The sequence below is a fragment of the Arthrobacter sp. K410C genome, from assembly GCF_059090105.1.
On record NZ_JBNHFJ010000005.1, the window covers coordinates 195900 to 210463 of the forward strand.

Sequence of the window (14564 nt, forward strand, 5' to 3'; positions counted from 1 at the left end):
GGTGATCAGCGGACGCGCTCGGCACGGCCGAAGCGCGTCCGTGCCCCCGCCCCGATATGGACGAGGACCGGTGTTTCCTTGCCAACAACCGTTTCGAGCGCGGCGAGCAGGCCGGTGACCTCGGCTGCCAGCAGGTGCGGCGCCACGCCCTGGCGCGGCAGCAGCCGGACTTTCAACGCGGGTGAGCCCTTGACGTCATAGGTTGCTACCGTGGAACCGGCAAGGTCCGGCCGCCCTGCCAGCGCATGCTTGAGGGCCTGTTCCGCCACTCCCCCGCCGATGCGGACGTCACCGGGAACATCGCCCGAATCATATTCGGCGGCCAACAGGTTGGACCGGCCCTTGCCCTGCTGGGCGATCCAGGCCACCATCAGCCCGATCAGCAGCAGCAGGACCAGGGCCACCACAATCCAGAGCCAGCTTTCGGTGCGCCCCGGGAACCTGGTGGCGTTGAAGACCTGGTTGATCCCGGCCCAGATCCCCGGGGACCAGGACTGCCACCAGGCGGCCACGGGCGGGACAGTTGCCAGCAGCATCAGCAGGACGCCGACGGCAAGGAGCACCAGCCCCAGGACAGTGAGGAGGATCCGGTTGAGGAGGCTTGGCGTGCTGTTCATGCCCCAATCACTCCCGTCGGCGTTACATGGACCCGGACTTCGGGCGACGGCTCCAGCCCCATCTGGTCCAGCTCGTCCTGGACGGCGGTGAGGACTGTCCCATCGTCCACCGGCACGCCGGACGTGGGCCTGACATTCACCAGGACCTGGCGCCGCGAAACAACCACCATCACCTGCTCCGGCGCCACGTTTGCCGCCAGCCGGGCACGGCGGGCAAGCGATGAGGCGATGACTTCATCGTCAACCACGACGACCGAGCCTCCGGAAGCCTGTCCGGCACCCGAGAGGAGGTGCCGCGCCCGCCGCCCCGGGAGTATCCCGTTAAGCAGGAAGATAAGGCCGGCCATCGCAAGGACCGCGCCGACGGCGCCGAGCAGCAGCGGCGAAATCCCGGCGGGAAGCTCCACAATGCGTTGCGCAGCCACTTGCGGCTCGATAAGCCAGGCAGGCTGGCCGATAGCGTGCACCGCTGCTTCCAGGAGTCCGTAGGCCGCCAGCACAATGACCAGCACGGCAGCGACGATGGCCACCGCGGCGCGCGTGGAGTGCGTTTCGCGGTAGGCCACGCGGCGCATGTCCAGGCCCCGCCCCTCGTCGCGGCGGCCCTCCTCACCCCGGGACCGCCCGGCCGCGGCGTCCACCCTGCTGCTCACCGGACCCGGCCTCCTTCACTGATCTTTGCGCCGCTGATGCGGATGTCCACCCTGCTCAACCTGGCACCGCTGAGCTCCGTAACGGTCTCCAGGATGCGGGACTTGGCCTGGACCGTCCGGTCCCAGATGGAACCGCCGAACCTCTCCACCCGCGCCGGATCCAGGACGACTGTCTTTAGAGGCGGGATGCTGATGGGCGTGACAAGAGATAAAGCCAACTGGCCGTCGTCGTCCGTCCAGTCTGCCCGGACGTCCTGGGCGTCAACGTCAAACGCCGCTGCAGCCGCCGCCTTAGCAAGGCTCGTCAGCGCCTGCGTGCTGATGCGGTTGTGGCCACTGAGCACCTGTGCCCGCGTCGCCGAGGCGGGCGTGCTCATGATGATGAGCGCCGGCCGATGATGGCATCGAGGACGCCGCGGAGGTCCAGCTTCCCCTCGGCGGCGCGGCCCAGGAGTGCCCCGATGGCCATGAAGAGCAGGGATACCAGGAACCCCCATAGCCCGAACTGGAGGGACATGAAGGCCACGAAGGCGCCCATGGCGGCACCGGCCAGTGTCAGGCTCACAGCAGTGCCTCCCTTTCAGGGGTTCCGGTGGCCGGCTTAACGGGAGGCGGTACGTAGACATCGGTGACCTCGACGTTCACCTCGATGACCTGGAGCCCCACCAGTTCCTCCACCGCCCGGTAGACGGCGGCGCGCACCTGGTTGGCGAGGGCATGCAGCGGCGTGCCGTAACTGGCCACGAGGCTGATATCCACTGCTACCTGGGTTTCTCCCACCTCGGCACGGACCCCGGCCGCATGGTCGGAGCTGCCTACGGCGTCCCGGATGGCCCCCAGGGCGCGGGACGGGACCGTGCCCAGGGAGTAGACGCCGGGAACAGCGCGGGCGGCGATCCCTGCCACCTTGGCCACGGCGGTTTCCGAAATCACGGTCCGTCCCAGCCCGGGCGCCGGGACAGGAACCGGCGCGGCGCCGCTGCGGATGCCCGGCTCGGGTTGTGGGTTCTGGTATTCCATCAGGCACTCCCCCTTCTGTTGATCCAACCCTATCCCTAGCCTGCGGTGCTGCGCTGTTAACTGGGGGACAGTAGTTAAAGGACCCAGGCGGGGATGCCCCCAAGAGCATCCCCGCCTGGGCGGTGCCGCTGAAGCAGCGGCGTTTGGGTTTGTGCCGCGGCCTACTTGTAGTGGCCCTGGCCGCCCACCTTGACGTTGGTGGGCAGGTAACCGAAGGGGCCAAGACCGTTCTGGCCGAAGCTGCGGTCAACCTGGGAGATACCGTTCTTGAAGTTGATCTTCACCGTCGGCGACAGGGATCCGCCGCGGACGCCGTTGACGTTGTCGATGAACGACTGCACCAGGCCACCGGGCTGCACGTAGTGCGAGTAAGCCTGGAACTGGCGGCCGTTCTGGTTGGGGGTGGGCGCCTCCGGGGACTCGGACGGGAGGTTCAGGTCAGTCGGTGAACCCAGGGCCAGGCCGCTGTTGTTCATCGGCTGGTAGTCGGAACGGACACCGTCGCCCACGAAGCCGTAGACACCGTCAGGGCCGCGCATGCCTGCCGCGTAGGTGAACTGGTGGCTGATGGTGAACAGGTAGTACTTGTTCTTGCCGTTCTCGTTCTGGATGAAGATCTGGGGGCGCTCAGTCTGGTCATTGACGCAGTTTGCGGACAGGATTGGCGGCAGGAAGGACCACTTGGTCAAGTCCTTGTTGTCCGCCACGGCCAAGCCCACGTTGGCGGTCTGGTAGTAGGCGCCGGTGCTGTTGACTTCATTCAGGTTTTCGGCGTTGGGGTCTCCTGGCTGGTAGCCGAGGTCTTCCTGCTTGCAGCGGTATTCCCCACGGGTGCCGCCGGTGTTGCCTTCGAAGACCATGAAGGTCTTGCCGGGGTGTGCCGGGTCCGCGAAGGTGTACGGATCGCGGAAGGCGAAGCCGGGGTTCTGTTCCTTGGTCTGGTACATCTTGCCGTCCGGTTCAAGCAGCTTGGTGTGCTGGAACCCGTCGAAAGTGACGCCGTTCTCGTCTGCGTGGATCTTGCCCAGGGCCTTGGCGATTGCCGCGTCCGGGGCGATCCCGCCGCGGCCCGCGTTCCGCTCAGCCACGTCGTAGAACGTTGTTGCCGTATAGAACACGTTGACGTGGTTGCCCTGCATCAGGCGGGTGGAGCCGGACCACTCGGTATTGCCGATCGAGGCGCCGTCAGCGAAGACGTGGCCGCCGTAGTTCCACTTGTCCTTGGCCGGGTCGGCGTTGGTCTTGCGGAAGAAATAGCCGATCCGGGCGTTCCAGTGGCGCTGGTCGAAGCCGTACCCGGCGTGGCGATCAGCCACGAGGGAGAAGATGACGTCCCAGCCCTTGTAGCTGATCTGGTTCGAGTGCTCGTCCGTGAGGGACCAGGTGTCCCAGACCCAGACGTCGTCATTCATGGTGGGGAAATCCTCGGGGATCTCCGGCATGGTGACATCCGGGCTCATGGAGTTCTCACCCGGAGCCACGGTGGAATCGCTCTGCGCCATGATCTGCTTGGCGTCCGCGCGGGTCCACTTGGAGGTGAAGTCCGACGCCGGATCGTAGGCCTGCTGGGTGTGTTCCGTGGGGAGAGGGAACCCCGGGGTGGGTGCCGGCATCTGCTCGGCGGCCGGCGGATCGGCAGGCTCGTTGGCCTGCGCCGACGGGACGGCAAGGAAGGTCGAGGCAGCCACGGCTGTTGCCAGTGCTGCGGCGGCGGACCGCCACCGCAGCATCCGGGGTGCTTGGGGGTGCTTGTGCATTTTTGCTCTTCTCGCGGAGTTGAAACTGTTCGTGGAAGACGGGCGGATGCCCTGGTCCCCCGCACTCCGGCGAGCCTCGACAACTTTGCAGGCGTCATCGAGGACGCCGTCGTGTCGAGGGGCGGGACGTGGGTGGTGTCCCAGATACGGCCCGTGGTGATACCGGGGATATCCGGGCCGGTCTCCACGCTAGGCAGGCCTTTCACGGCATTTCAAACCGTGTTTCGCGGCGTCGAAAACCGAGTTCCGCCCCGTTGTGCAAGCGCTTACATTTTCCACTGCGCGCGCGTGGCATATCCCTTGCAAGCCGTCAAATGTTACATATGACCGGCAATTTAATTCGAGGTGGTCCTGCACTGGCCGAATATTCGTGAGCGCAGCCACATTGCGACTCGTGCGAACCCGCACAAGGGAGCCTGGCCGGACACAGTTGCGGAACCGGCCAGGCCAGGAAGCCGGGGCTATGTCTTGGGAGTTCCCGGTGCCTTTACTTGCGGAACCTCGCCGGTAGCCAAACGCTCGGTCAACTGCGCCTGGACGGCCTCGCTGACCTGGTCCGCCAGGTGCTCCTGGTAATGCTCCTGCACGGATTCCTGAATCTGTTCAGCAACGTGCTCCTGGTAATGCTCCTGCACGGAATCGTGCATGGAATCCTGGACCTGCTCGGTGACGTGGGCGGTCATCTGGTCCCGGGCCAACTTGCGTTGTGCGCGCATCAGGGTCTGATGTTCCCGGTGGAAGGCCTTGGCCGTGGAAATGCTCATCAGGATGATCACCACGCTGAAGGGCACGGCGGTGAGGATGGCCGCGGTTTGGATCGCCTGCAGGCCATTGGCCAGGAGCAGGGTAATGGCAACGGCAGCGGCCGACAGCGCCCAGAAGACGCGCAGCCAGTTCTTCGGTTCCACGTCTCCGCCGGTTGAGATCATGCCCATCACAAGGGCGCCGGAATCCGCCGATGTAATGAAGAAAATGGCGATCAGGAGAATTGCGCCTAAGGTGAGGACAACCCCGCCGGGAAGGCTTCCCAGCAGGTTGAACAGCGCACCCTCGGTGTCCACGCTGCCGTCGTCGCCGATAAGGCCTCCGGCACCGAACAGCTCCCGGTGGATGGCGGCACCGCCAAGGACGGAGAACCACAGGAAGCCCAGGGCGGTGGGTACCAGGAGGACGCCTGCGACGAACTGCCGGACGGTGCGGCCTTTGGAAATGCGGGCGATGAAGATACCCACGAACGGCGCCCACGAAATCCACCAGCCCCAGTAAAAGGTGGTCCAGGCGGCCTGCCAAGCCTCACCCTCTGCGCCGGAGAAAGCCAAAGTATTGAAAGTTAGGCCCACGACGTTCTGGAAGTAGTGCCCGATTGACTGCACGAACTCACGCATCAGGAAAAGTGTGGGGCCGGTAAACAGCACAACCAGCATCAGCAGCCCAGCCAGGACCAGGTTGGTGTTGGAGAGCCATTTCATGCCCCTGCCTACGCCCGACACGACCGAAATGATGGTCAGGGTAATGATGCAGAGGATCAACCCGATCTGCGTCATGGTTGTGGCCTGGAGGATGTTTGCCTCTTCAAGGCCTGCCGAGATCTGCAGGACGCCCAGGCCGAGCGACGTGGCGACGCCGAACAGCGTCCCCACCAGGGCCACGATGTCGATCAGGTTGCCCCACGCGCCGGCAACGCGCCTGCGGCCCAGGAGCGTCTCAAGCGTCCACCGGATGGAGATGGGGCGGTTCCTGCGGTGTACTGCGTAGGCGATGGATACGCCCACCACAACGTAGATGGCCCAGGCATGAAGGCCCCAGTGAAGGTAGGTTTGCGTCATGGCCTGCTGGGCGAGCTCCAGCGGGGAGCCTTCAACACCGGGCCTGGGAGCGGCAAAATGATTCAGGGGCTCCGCCACACCGAAGAAGACAAGGCCAATGCCCATGCCCGCCGCGAAGAGCAGCGCGAACCAGGACATCACGGAGAACTCTGGCTCGTCGTCATCGTGGCCCAGCTTGATATCGCCGTAGCGGCTGAGGCCGATCCACAGGGAAAACACAACGAAAAGAGCAACGGCTGCCACGTAGTACCAGCCAAACCATCTGATGACGTTGCCCTGGACGGATGCGAAGAGATCGGTGGCGGCCGCCGGAAAGATCGTGGCAAACAGGACAAATATGACGATGACGGCGGCTGCCGGCCAGAAGACCCACCGCGCCAGTTTCGAGCCGCCGGCACGGGGTTGATGCCCCGCCTCCTCCTTCACGGCCGGCGGTGTTTCCCCGGGTGGTTGGCTGATGGTCCTGGTGCCAGGTGAGGCGGACATTCCCTGTTTCTCCTTATGCGCTGTATGGCGCTCAGACTAGTGTTCTCTTGTGCTGGCGCCGCGTGTCCGCGGCGGTGCATTACGGCATCAAAAGAGGCTCAGGGCCGGAGAAGCGCTGGCCCCGGGGGTTTTGATGCCGGGATCGAGACGTGCCTGGTGCGGGCCTTACAACTGTAGGCCCGGAAAATGAGAAAAGCACCAGCTCCGAAGAACTGATGCTTCCCAGTGGTGGCTCCGACCGGCGTCGATCCGGTGACCTTTCGATTTTCAGTCGAACGCTCTACCAACTGAGCTACAGAGCCTAGGTGACTAGTCACCATGAGAGCCGGAATTGCTTCCAACAATCAGAGCGACCCTGACGGGACTTGAACCCGCGACCTCCGCCGTGACAGGGCGGCGCGCTAACCAACTGCGCTACAGGGCCTTGCTTTTCTTGCTTTTGCAGTATCTCTACCGCTTTTTTCAAGGCTTCCAGCCTACCAGACTTTTTTAGTCTGCTTGACCAGTTCCTTGCGTACCCCCAACGGGATTCGAACCCGTGCCGCCGCCGTGAAAGGGCGGTGTCCTAGGCCGCTAGACGATGGGGGCCAGAACCGGTTCGGAGCAAAATAAAAGGCGTAAAGCGAGGCTTTCCGTCTTTGTCCTTTGCGTTCTCCGAACTGGACTCTAAAACTATAGGGCCTAGTTCCTGATAATCCAAAATCGGCCAAAAACCCCGTGCCTGAACAGGGCGAACAGGTGAAGATGGACTGATGGATGCCGTTGCAGCGCTCAATGAAATTGCCTTCTGGCTGGAGCGCGGACGCGCTGCCACCTTCAAGGTCCAGGCCTTCCGGAAAGCAGCCGCGGCCATCAGCCCGCTGCCGGCTGCAGAAGTGGCCGAGCGGACCAGGACCGGCCGGCTGAAATCCATGAAGGGCATCGGCGACCGGACCTACCAGGTCATACAGCAGGCGGTGGCGGGCGGTGTCCCCGACTATTTGGCCGACCTGCGGGAAAAGGGCGCCCAGCCGCTGGCCGCCGGCGGCGGCGAACTTCGCAGCGCCCTCCGGGGGGACCTGCACAGCCACAGCGACTGGTCCGACGGCGGCTCCCCCATAGAGCTGATGGTGGCGGCCGCCGGGGTGCTCGGGCGGGAGTACCTGGCGCTGACCGACCATTCGCCCAACCTCACCATTGCCAACGGGTTGTCAGCGGAGCGGCTCATCAGGCAACTCGATGTGGTGGCTGCGATCAACGCCGACGGGCAATCCACGCCCAACGGGCAGCCGGAGGGCAAGGTGCGGCTGCTGACGGGGATCGAGGTGGACATCCTGGAATCCGGCGAGCTGGACCAGGACCCGGAGCTGCTGGACCGCCTGGACATCGTGGTTTCCAGCGTCCACTCAAAGCTGCGCGCAGACCGGAAAACCATGACCCGGCGGATGCTCGGCGGCATCCAGGCCCGGCATACGAACGTGCTTGGCCACTGCACCGGCCGGCTGGTGGAGGGCTCGCGGGGTACCCGCCCGCCGTCGGAGTTCGATGCCAAGGAAGTGTTTGCCGCCTGCGCCGAGAACAATGTGGCAGTGGAAATCAACTCCCGGCCAGAGCGGCAGGATCCGCCTGATCCACTGATCCAGCTCGCCTTGGAGGCCGGTTGCCTGTTCTCAATCGACAGCGACGCGCATGCGCCCGGCCAGCTCGATTTCCTTCAGTACGGCGCCGAGCGCGCTGCGCGGAACGACGTCCCGCAGGACCGCATCATCACCACCTGGCCGGTGGAACGGCTGCTGGAGTGGGCCGCGACGAAGTAGCCGCGGGCCCCTGGAGCGGCAGCGCAACAATCCAGTGCGCCGCTATTCGACGGCGTCAGCGAGTTTCTGCCGGAAGTCCGCTTTGGTGGAGAGAACCAGCTTTTCGCCGTTCAGGAAGAAGGTTGGGGTGCCGCTGACTCCCAGTGCCTCTCCGTCGGCGATATCCGCCAGGATCCGCTCCTCCGTTTGCTGGTCGGCGACGGCGGCGTCATACAGGGCCAGGTCCAGCCCCAGCGCCTCCGCGTAGGTGCGGAACAGCGGTGCCTGGGACTGCTGGCTGCCGGCCCACTGGGGCTGGGTCTCGAAAAGCCTGTTGGCCATCTGCTGGTACTGGCCCTGCTGCCCGGCGGCCTCGGCAGCGAGGGCGGCCTGGCCCGAGTTCGGGTGCATCGACAGCGGGAAGTGCCGGTGCACGAACGTGATCCGGTCCCCGAACTCCGCCTTGAGCTCCTCCACCACGGGATGGATGGAACCGCAGGACGGGCACTCGAAGTCGAGGAACTCCACCAGCTGGGCCTTCTCAACCGCCGGGGTGGTGAGCCGGTGGCTGTCCGCCCGGACCAGTTGTTCCGCGCCCGCCACAGGGGGCGCCGCCTGCTGCTGCTTCCCAGCTACCGAAAGCGCGAACCAGACGGCCCCGCCAATCACGATGACGGCCAGCACGATCCAAATGATTGTCCTGACGAGGCGTGCCTTATCGCGGGGCGGAGCAGGGCTTGAGACCATAATCCGCATCCTAGCCGAGGGCGGCGGCCGCGCCCGCTCAAGGGCTCTGCAAGATTGGCAGGAAGTTGCCTAGACATGGCCGATTTCCGCCAGCCCCGGGCTGTCCGGTCCCGATACATTGGCTCCATGCCCTCAACCGTCCCCGCCCGCAAACACAATTCCGAGTCCCTTCCGGCAGCCTCCCCGGCCAAGGCCCTGGGCGTGGCAGCGATGGCGGTCACGGTGGTGTTCTGGGCCTCGGCCTTCGTGGGCATCCGGGCCATCGGGCCGCACTTCTCCCCCGGATCCCTGACGCTTGGCAGGCTGGCGGTTGCCGCCGTCGTACTGTCCTTCCTGGTGCTGCCGCAACTGCTGAAGAGCCGGAAGCTGCCGCGGGGGCACGAGTGGTGGCCCATCCTGGCCTACGGGGTTATGTGGTTCGGCGGCTATAACGTGGCGCTCAACGCCGCCGAGCATGTCCTTGATGCAGGCACGAGCGCCCTGCTCATCAACGTCAGCCCTATCCTGGTGGCCATCATGGCCGGCCTCTTCCTCAAGGAGGGCTTTCCGCGGTGGCTGCTGATCGGCAGCACGGTGGCTTTTGCGGGGGTGGCGCTGATCGCGCTGGGGTCCGGCCAGGCAGCCGGACCCGCGACCGGCACAGGGGAAAGCGCGACGGCGGACCTGGCGGGGGTTGCGCTGTGCCTCCTTTCCGCCGTGCTCGCGGCGGTCAGCGTGATCATCCAGAAGCCGGTGCTGCGGAAAATCCCCGCGGCGCAGGCCACCTGGTTCGGAATCCTGGTGGGGGCGGTGTGCTGCCTGCCTTTTGCCGGGCAACTGGCGTCCGAGGTGCAGGCCGCGCCGCCCGGAGCCACGGCCGGACTGGTGTACCTGGGCATCTTCCCCACTGCCATCGCCTTCACAACGTGGGCCTACGCCCTCTCGCTCGTGGACGCCGGCAAGCTGGCGGCCACCACCTACCTGGTTCCCGGAGCCACCGTGCTCATTTCCTGGCTCCTGCTCGGCGAGATCCCCACGGCCTGGGGTCTGGCGGGCGGCGTCATCTGCCTGCTGGGCGTAGGGCTGACCCGCCGCCGGAGCCGTTCAGGGACGGAGTCCACGGAGCCTGGTCGGCGCTAAAGTCGGAGTATGCCTCCCAGCCTTCCGCCCGGCCTTCCAATCATTCCCGACGGTCCGCATGAGCCGCTGGGCTTCCGGATGTCCGCGGATGAATTCGAGGCCGCAGTGTCCGATGCCCTGGACAGCATCCCGGAGAAGCTTGCCCGTGCCATGGACAACGTGGCCGTCTTCATCGAAGACGATTACGTGCCCGGACCGGGGGAAGATCCTGACACCGTGCTGCTGGGAATCTACGAGGGCGTCCCGCTGACCGAACGCGACTCCTGGTGGGATGCAGGGTCCCTGCCGGACCGGATCACCATCTTCCGGGAACCCATCCTGGAAATCTGCTCGTCGCGGGAGGACGTGATCCACGAGGTGGCGGTAACCGTGGTTCATGAGATCGCGCACCACTTCGGCATCTCCGATGACCGGCTGCACGAGCTGGGCTGGGGCTAGCCTTGTAGGCATGGGACACCACCACAGCCACACCCACGGCATCACCGCTACCGGCCAGCACCGGAAGCGGCTCGTGGCCGTGCTGGTGATTACGCTTGCCGTTGTCCTGGTCCAGGTGGTGGGTGCCATCCTGTCCGGGTCGCTCTCCCTGCTGGCTGACGCCGGGCACATGCTCTCCGACGCAGCCGGGGTGACGCTCGCCCTCCTCGCAGCGTGGATCGCCGGAAGGCCCGCCAGCGACCAGCGCACGTACGGATACCAGCGGGCAGAAGTGCTGGCAGCCCTGGCCAACGCCCTCATCCTGATCGTGATCTCCGTGGTGATCTTCACCGAGGCCATCCGCCGGATCGGCTCCGCGCCGGAAGTGGCCACAGACATCATGCTCTTCGCCGCCATCCTTGGCGCGGTGGCGAATGTCGCCTCCCTGTTGATCCTGCACGGCGCCCACCATGAAAGCCTCAACGTCCGCGGCGCCTACCTGGAGGTCCTCGGCGACCTCCTGGGCTCATTCGCCGTTATTGCGGCCGCCGTGGTGATCATGCTGACCGGCTTCAACGCCGCGGACACCATCGCCTCGGTGGTGATCGCCGCGCTGATCCTCCCGCGCGCCTGGACCCTGCTGCGCGACGTGGTGGATGTCCTGCTGGAAGCCAGCCCCAAGGGCGTGGAAGTGCAGATGATCCGTGAGCATATCCTGTCCGTGGCAGGCGTCACCGACGTGCATGACATCCATATCTGGACCATCACCTCCGGCGTGCCGGTGTTCTCAGCCCACGTGGTGGTGGAGGACGGGGTGCTGAACGCGCGTGGCGCAGACCAGCTGCTGGACAAGCTCATCACCTGCCTGGGCTCCCACTTCGACACGGACCACTGCACCTTCCAGCTGGAACCGGCCAGCCACTCGGAGCATGAGGCGCACCAGCACGCATAGGCGCACGGGCACTGTCCCGATGTCAGCTCAGGATGTCCCTGGTGACGAACCGCCCGTAGGCCAGCGCCCCGAACACCGCGATGTAGCCGCCCTGCAGCAGGGCGTTGCTGGTGAACGAGTCCCACAGCAGGGGCTGGCGCAGCATGTCGCCGAACCCGAACCAGTAATGGCTAAACAGCCACGGGTGCAGCCATTCCAGCTGCGGCAGCTGGTCCAGGACCTGGGACACCACCGAAACCACCACGGTGGCCGCCATTGCGCCCACCGGAACCACCGTGAGGGTGGACAGGAAGAGCCCGACGGCGGAAAGCCCCGCCAGCGAGACGGCCAGGTAAGCGGCAATCAGGAGGATGCGGACGGCGGCTTCGGGCGCCTGGATGACGTCGCCTGACAGCAGTGTCACGGGCCCCACCGGAAACAGGGCGGCACCGATTGCGGCACCGGCAAGGCCGACAGCAAGCGGCGCGACAATGCAGAACGCGAGCGCCCCTGCGTATTTGACCAGCAGCAGCCGGACCCGGCCGGCGGGCGCGACCAGCAGGTACCGGAGGGTGCCCAGGTTTGCCTCGCCGGCGATGGTGTCCCCGGCCACTACCCCCACCGTGAGCGGCAGGAACAGCGGCACCGAGACCAGCATGGCAGTGAAGGCAACAAACAGGCCGTTCTGGCTGATACGGTCCAAGAAGGCCGGGCCACGGCCGGGCGGAACGGCGGACGACACCCGCACCGCGATGGCGATCAGCACGGGAATGGCTGCCAGCGCCAGCAGCAGCGCCCACGTTCGGCGGCGGCCGAACAGGACCCGCAGCTCCGAGAGCATCAGGGAGAATGCGGACTCCCGCGCCTCCCGGGCCGCTGGTGCGGCTGTTCCGGGGACTTCCGCCGGCACGCTACTGGGCAACGTCGAACCCCTCTCCAGTCAGGGCAACAAAGCGGTCTTCCAGGCTTTCGCGTTCGACGGCGAATCCCCGCACCCGCACGCCGCCCGCCACCAGGTGCCCCACAATATCCTCGGGAAGTCGGCCGTCGGCTGCCGCGGACAGGCTGGCGAGGAGGACCTCGCCGTCGGGCTGGGCTCCACCGCCCTCCGCGGCCAGGCCCAGGCCGGCCAGCACGAACCTGGCCGGCCCGGCGTCGGGTGTCAGCAGCCGGATCCGTGCGCTGCCGGCCCGGCGCAGTTCGGCGAGCGGTCCCTGCGCCACGAGGCGGCCGGCGCTCATGATGGCGGCGTGCGTGCACATCTGCTCCACCTCGGCGAGCAGGTGGCTGGAGACAAAGACCGTGGCCCCGTCATGGGCCAGCGAACGGACCAGGTTGCGCACCTCGCGCGTGCCCTGCGGGTCCAGTCCGTTGGTGGGCTCGTCCAGCACCAGCAGTTCCCGGCGGGCGAGCAGGGCGTTGGCGATGCCCAGCCGCTGCTTCATTCCCAGCGAGTAGGCGTGCACCTTCTTGCCGGCGGCATGCGAGAGCCCCACCCGTTCAAGGGCACGGTCCACCCGGTCCTTCCGGGTGGCGGGCACGGTGCTGCGGCCGGCGGCATCCAGGCGGGCAAGGTTCGCTGCACCGGACAGGAACGGGTAGAAGGCGGGTCCCTCCACGAGCGCGCCCACCCATGGCAGCACGTCCCGGAACCTGCCCGGCATCTCCATTCCCAGCAGGGTCACCGTTCCTGCTGACGCCGCGGCAAGTCCCAGCAGCATGCGGATAGTAGTGGTTTTGCCGGATCCGTTGGGACCAAGGAACCCGAACACGGAACCTGGCGGCACGGCGAGGTCCACGGCGTCCACGGCAACCTGCCGGCCAAAGTTCTTGGTCAGGCCCTGCGTCTCAATGGCAAGATTGTATGTCCCGGGGCCGCTTGCGCCCGGCGGGATCACGGAGCCGCCGAGGCAGCGGCCTGCAGCCTGTCCGCCGGCACCATGCCGGCGAAGATGCGGCCGTCATCGGTGACGAGCACGTTCAGGAGCGTGGTGGACAGCAGCCGTCCGCCCGGGACGGCGACTGCGGCCTGGGACAGCAGAGGATCCCGCAGCAGGGAGTCCGCAAGGGTCCCGCCCGCCGCCGCGGCCGGGATGCCAACAACCGTCTCCCAGCCCTTCCCCGTGACGGAGGGACGGGCCTGATGCTGCCGGAGGGCCGCCAGATGTTCGGGAGTGATGACCATGCCGGGGGCGCGGAAGCTGAGCGGCCACCGGGCCGGGTCACGGAACTGCAGTTCCTTGACGGTGCTGCCGGGCGGGGGAACGAAGGTGAAGAGGGAGTCGTCCGGCACATCCAGGGACAGGCTGGTGAAGCCGGCACGGAACGACGGCGTGGAGGCACCCCGGGCGGTCACCTGGACGGACAGGGGCAGCCCGGTTTCCCCATCAACGGCAATGGCCACCTTGCCCACAAGCGTGGCATCGGTGCGCGGTTCAAGCACCAGGTTGTAGGCGGTGCGCCCTGCCACGTCCACGTCCTCACCCACTGACACTGCCGTGCTTGGCTCCACCTTGGCCAGGAGATGTCCGGCAATGTCCGCGGGCGTGTGCGTGTGCACGCCGTCCGGGTTGGCCGGTTCGGCCGGAGGCAAGTTCGGGTCCTGATGTCCGGCGTTTGGCGGCACGTGTAGCGGCAGGTCGCTGGCGACGGCCGGAAGGGTCAGATGCGCCGTGGAGTTGTCCTTGGAGGAATAGAACCAGAGGTCATTGTCCCGGCGGACTATGTCCCGTTCGGCCAGCCGGTCCACCACCTGCACCCGGACCTTGGTCTTGCCGTCCATGTATACCCGTGCGGTGTGCTCGCCGGAGAGCAGCTCGAACAGGGAGGCTGCGCCGCCTGCAGAGGCGGGCCCGGATGTGGGCCCGGCAGCGGGCAGTTCCGGCAATCCCAAATCTGACGATTGCTCAACAGTGGCGGAAAAGGTGGAGACCTTGTGCTGAGCCAGCAGGGCCAGCACTTCCGCCGGCGACTTTTCGGGCAGAGGGTCGCCAGCCCGGGCCGGGATAGTTCCCGCGAGTACCCCGGCGGCGATCACTGCAGGTACTGTCATGGCAGGCAACCAGCGCAGCCAGGCACGCCTGGCACCCGGCGGATTCCGCCGTGGAAGCCAGCTGCCGGAGCCGGTGGTGTCGGAGCCCGCTGTGTCTGAGCCCATAGCTCAAGATTACGCCTGCGCAGGCGCGTAGACACGGGCCGGAAGCCCCTTCCTGGAAG

The 14564-nt window shown here is 66.2% G+C and carries 15 protein-coding genes and 3 tRNA genes; 4 read left to right on the forward strand and 14 right to left on the reverse strand.

What is annotated here, in order from left to right:
* Nucleotides 1-5: 5 nt before the first annotated feature.
* The 10 genes from AC5RU7_RS10445 to AC5RU7_RS10490 all read right to left on the reverse strand — a co-directional run bounded on the left by AC5RU7_RS10445 (nt 6) and on the right by AC5RU7_RS10490 (nt 6947).
* Nucleotides 6-617 carry a hypothetical protein gene (locus tag AC5RU7_RS10445; protein ID WP_494052150.1) on the reverse strand — a complete coding sequence of 204 codons (612 nt, stop codon included), beginning with the start codon at nt 615-617 and terminating at the stop codon, nt 6-8.
* Nucleotides 614-1270: a DUF6286 domain-containing protein gene (locus AC5RU7_RS10450; protein WP_494052151.1), complete on the reverse strand. Its 657-nt coding sequence runs from the start codon at nt 1268-1270 to the stop codon at nt 614-616. The genes AC5RU7_RS10445 and AC5RU7_RS10450 overlap by 4 nt, the downstream gene beginning before the upstream one ends.
* Nucleotides 1267-1647, reverse strand: a complete 381-nt coding sequence (locus AC5RU7_RS10455; protein WP_494052152.1) for a hypothetical protein — start codon at nt 1645-1647, stop codon at nt 1267-1269. Before AC5RU7_RS10455 ends, AC5RU7_RS10450 begins: the two co-directional genes overlap by 4 nt.
* Nucleotides 1644-1835, reverse strand: a complete 192-nt coding sequence (locus AC5RU7_RS10460; protein WP_494010915.1) for a hypothetical protein — start codon at nt 1833-1835, stop codon at nt 1644-1646. The genes AC5RU7_RS10455 and AC5RU7_RS10460 overlap by 4 nt, the downstream gene beginning before the upstream one ends.
* Nucleotides 1832-2290, reverse strand: a complete 459-nt coding sequence (locus tag AC5RU7_RS10465; RefSeq protein WP_494052153.1) for an Asp23/Gls24 family envelope stress response protein — start codon at nt 2288-2290, stop codon at nt 1832-1834. The genes AC5RU7_RS10460 and AC5RU7_RS10465 overlap by 4 nt, the downstream gene beginning before the upstream one ends.
* 161 nt (nt 2291-2451) lie before the next feature.
* On the reverse strand, nt 2452-4047 hold the full coding sequence (locus AC5RU7_RS10470; RefSeq protein ID WP_494052154.1) for a glycoside hydrolase family 68 protein: 1596 nt from the start codon (nt 4045-4047) through the stop codon (nt 2452-2454).
* Nucleotides 4048-4508: 461 nt separating this feature from the next.
* The gene (locus AC5RU7_RS10475; RefSeq protein WP_494052155.1) at nt 4509-6359 is read right to left on the reverse strand and encodes a BCCT family transporter; all 1851 of its coding nucleotides are present in this window, start codon (nt 6357-6359) and stop codon (nt 4509-4511) included.
* Between the two features lie 226 nt (nt 6360-6585).
* Nucleotides 6586-6661, reverse strand: a tRNA-Phe gene (locus tag AC5RU7_RS10480).
* A gap of 48 nt (nt 6662-6709) precedes the next feature.
* Nucleotides 6710-6783: transfer RNA gene (locus AC5RU7_RS10485), tRNA-Asp, on the reverse strand.
* Between the two features lie 91 nt (nt 6784-6874).
* Nucleotides 6875-6947: transfer RNA gene (locus AC5RU7_RS10490), tRNA-Glu, on the reverse strand.
* Between the two features lie 164 nt (nt 6948-7111).
* Between AC5RU7_RS10490 and AC5RU7_RS10495 the strand changes: the two genes are divergently transcribed.
* A complete protein-coding gene (locus AC5RU7_RS10495) occupies nt 7112-8155 on the forward strand; it encodes a PHP domain-containing protein (RefSeq protein ID WP_494052156.1) in 1044 nt (347 codons plus the stop codon).
* Between the two features lie 42 nt (nt 8156-8197).
* On the opposite strand, the gene AC5RU7_RS10500 is transcribed toward AC5RU7_RS10495, so the two are convergent.
* Nucleotides 8198-8881 carry a DsbA family protein gene (locus AC5RU7_RS10500; protein ID WP_494052157.1) on the reverse strand — a complete coding sequence of 228 codons (684 nt, stop codon included), beginning with the start codon at nt 8879-8881 and terminating at the stop codon, nt 8198-8200.
* Between the two features lie 126 nt (nt 8882-9007).
* Between AC5RU7_RS10500 and AC5RU7_RS10505 the strand changes: the two genes are divergently transcribed.
* From AC5RU7_RS10505 to AC5RU7_RS10515, 3 genes are read left to right on the forward strand one after another with little or no spacing between them, the layout of a single operon-like run.
* On the forward strand, nt 9008-10000 hold the full coding sequence (locus AC5RU7_RS10505) for a DMT family transporter (RefSeq protein ID WP_494052158.1): 993 nt from the start codon (nt 9008-9010) through the stop codon (nt 9998-10000).
* A 9-nt stretch (nt 10001-10009) separates the two neighbouring features.
* Nucleotides 10010-10438 carry a metallopeptidase family protein gene (locus AC5RU7_RS10510; protein WP_494010922.1) on the forward strand — a complete coding sequence of 143 codons (429 nt, stop codon included), beginning with the start codon at nt 10010-10012 and terminating at the stop codon, nt 10436-10438.
* A gap of 10 nt (nt 10439-10448) precedes the next feature.
* On the forward strand, nt 10449-11369 hold the full coding sequence (locus AC5RU7_RS10515; RefSeq protein WP_494052159.1) for a cation diffusion facilitator family transporter: 921 nt from the start codon (nt 10449-10451) through the stop codon (nt 11367-11369).
* A 22-nt stretch (nt 11370-11391) separates the two neighbouring features.
* Here the strand turns inward: AC5RU7_RS10515 and AC5RU7_RS10520 are convergent, their stop codons facing one another.
* From AC5RU7_RS10520 to AC5RU7_RS10530, 3 genes are all read right to left on the reverse strand, one after another.
* Nucleotides 11392-12189: an ABC transporter permease gene (locus AC5RU7_RS10520; RefSeq protein WP_494052204.1), complete on the reverse strand. Its 798-nt coding sequence runs from the start codon at nt 12187-12189 to the stop codon at nt 11392-11394.
* 70 nt (nt 12190-12259) lie between these two features.
* Nucleotides 12260-13246, reverse strand: coding sequence for an ABC transporter ATP-binding protein (locus AC5RU7_RS10525; protein WP_494052160.1), 987 nt, complete (start codon nt 13244-13246; stop codon nt 12260-12262).
* On the reverse strand, nt 13243-14505 hold the full coding sequence (locus AC5RU7_RS10530; RefSeq protein WP_494052161.1) for a LolA family protein: 1263 nt from the start codon (nt 14503-14505) through the stop codon (nt 13243-13245). Before AC5RU7_RS10530 ends, AC5RU7_RS10525 begins: the two co-directional genes overlap by 4 nt.
* Between the last annotated feature and the right edge of the window lie 59 nt (nt 14506-14564).

Excerpts from the sequence above, each read along its gene's own strand:
- AC5RU7_RS10445 (WP_494052150.1), bottom strand. The coding sequence starts at position 617 with ATGAACAGCACGCCAAGCCTCCTCAACCGGATCCTCCTCACTGTCCTG.
- AC5RU7_RS10455 (WP_494052152.1), bottom strand. The coding sequence starts at position 1,647 with ATGAGCACGCCCGCCTCGGCGACGCGGGCACAGGTGCTCAGTGGCCAC.
- AC5RU7_RS10465 (WP_494052153.1), bottom strand. The coding sequence starts at position 2,290 with ATGGAATACCAGAACCCACAACCCGAGCCGGGCATCCGCAGCGGCGCC.
- AC5RU7_RS10470 (WP_494052154.1), bottom strand. The coding sequence starts at position 4,047 with ATGCACAAGCACCCCCAAGCACCCCGGATGCTGCGGTGGCGGTCCGCC.
- AC5RU7_RS10475 (WP_494052155.1), bottom strand. The coding sequence starts at position 6,359 with ATGTCCGCCTCACCTGGCACCAGGACCATCAGCCAACCACCCGGGGAA.
- AC5RU7_RS10495 (WP_494052156.1), top strand. The coding sequence starts at position 7,112 with ATGGATGCCGTTGCAGCGCTCAATGAAATTGCCTTCTGGCTGGAGCGC.
- AC5RU7_RS10500 (WP_494052157.1), bottom strand. The coding sequence starts at position 8,881 with ATGGTCTCAAGCCCTGCTCCGCCCCGCGATAAGGCACGCCTCGTCAGG.
- AC5RU7_RS10505 (WP_494052158.1), top strand. The coding sequence starts at position 9,008 with ATGCCCTCAACCGTCCCCGCCCGCAAACACAATTCCGAGTCCCTTCCG.
- AC5RU7_RS10510 (WP_494010922.1), top strand. The coding sequence starts at position 10,010 with ATGCCTCCCAGCCTTCCGCCCGGCCTTCCAATCATTCCCGACGGTCCG.
- AC5RU7_RS10515 (WP_494052159.1), top strand. The coding sequence starts at position 10,449 with ATGGGACACCACCACAGCCACACCCACGGCATCACCGCTACCGGCCAG.
- AC5RU7_RS10520 (WP_494052204.1), bottom strand. The coding sequence starts at position 12,189 with ATGCTCTCGGAGCTGCGGGTCCTGTTCGGCCGCCGCCGAACGTGGGCG.
- AC5RU7_RS10530 (WP_494052161.1), bottom strand. The coding sequence starts at position 14,505 with ATGGGCTCAGACACAGCGGGCTCCGACACCACCGGCTCCGGCAGCTGG.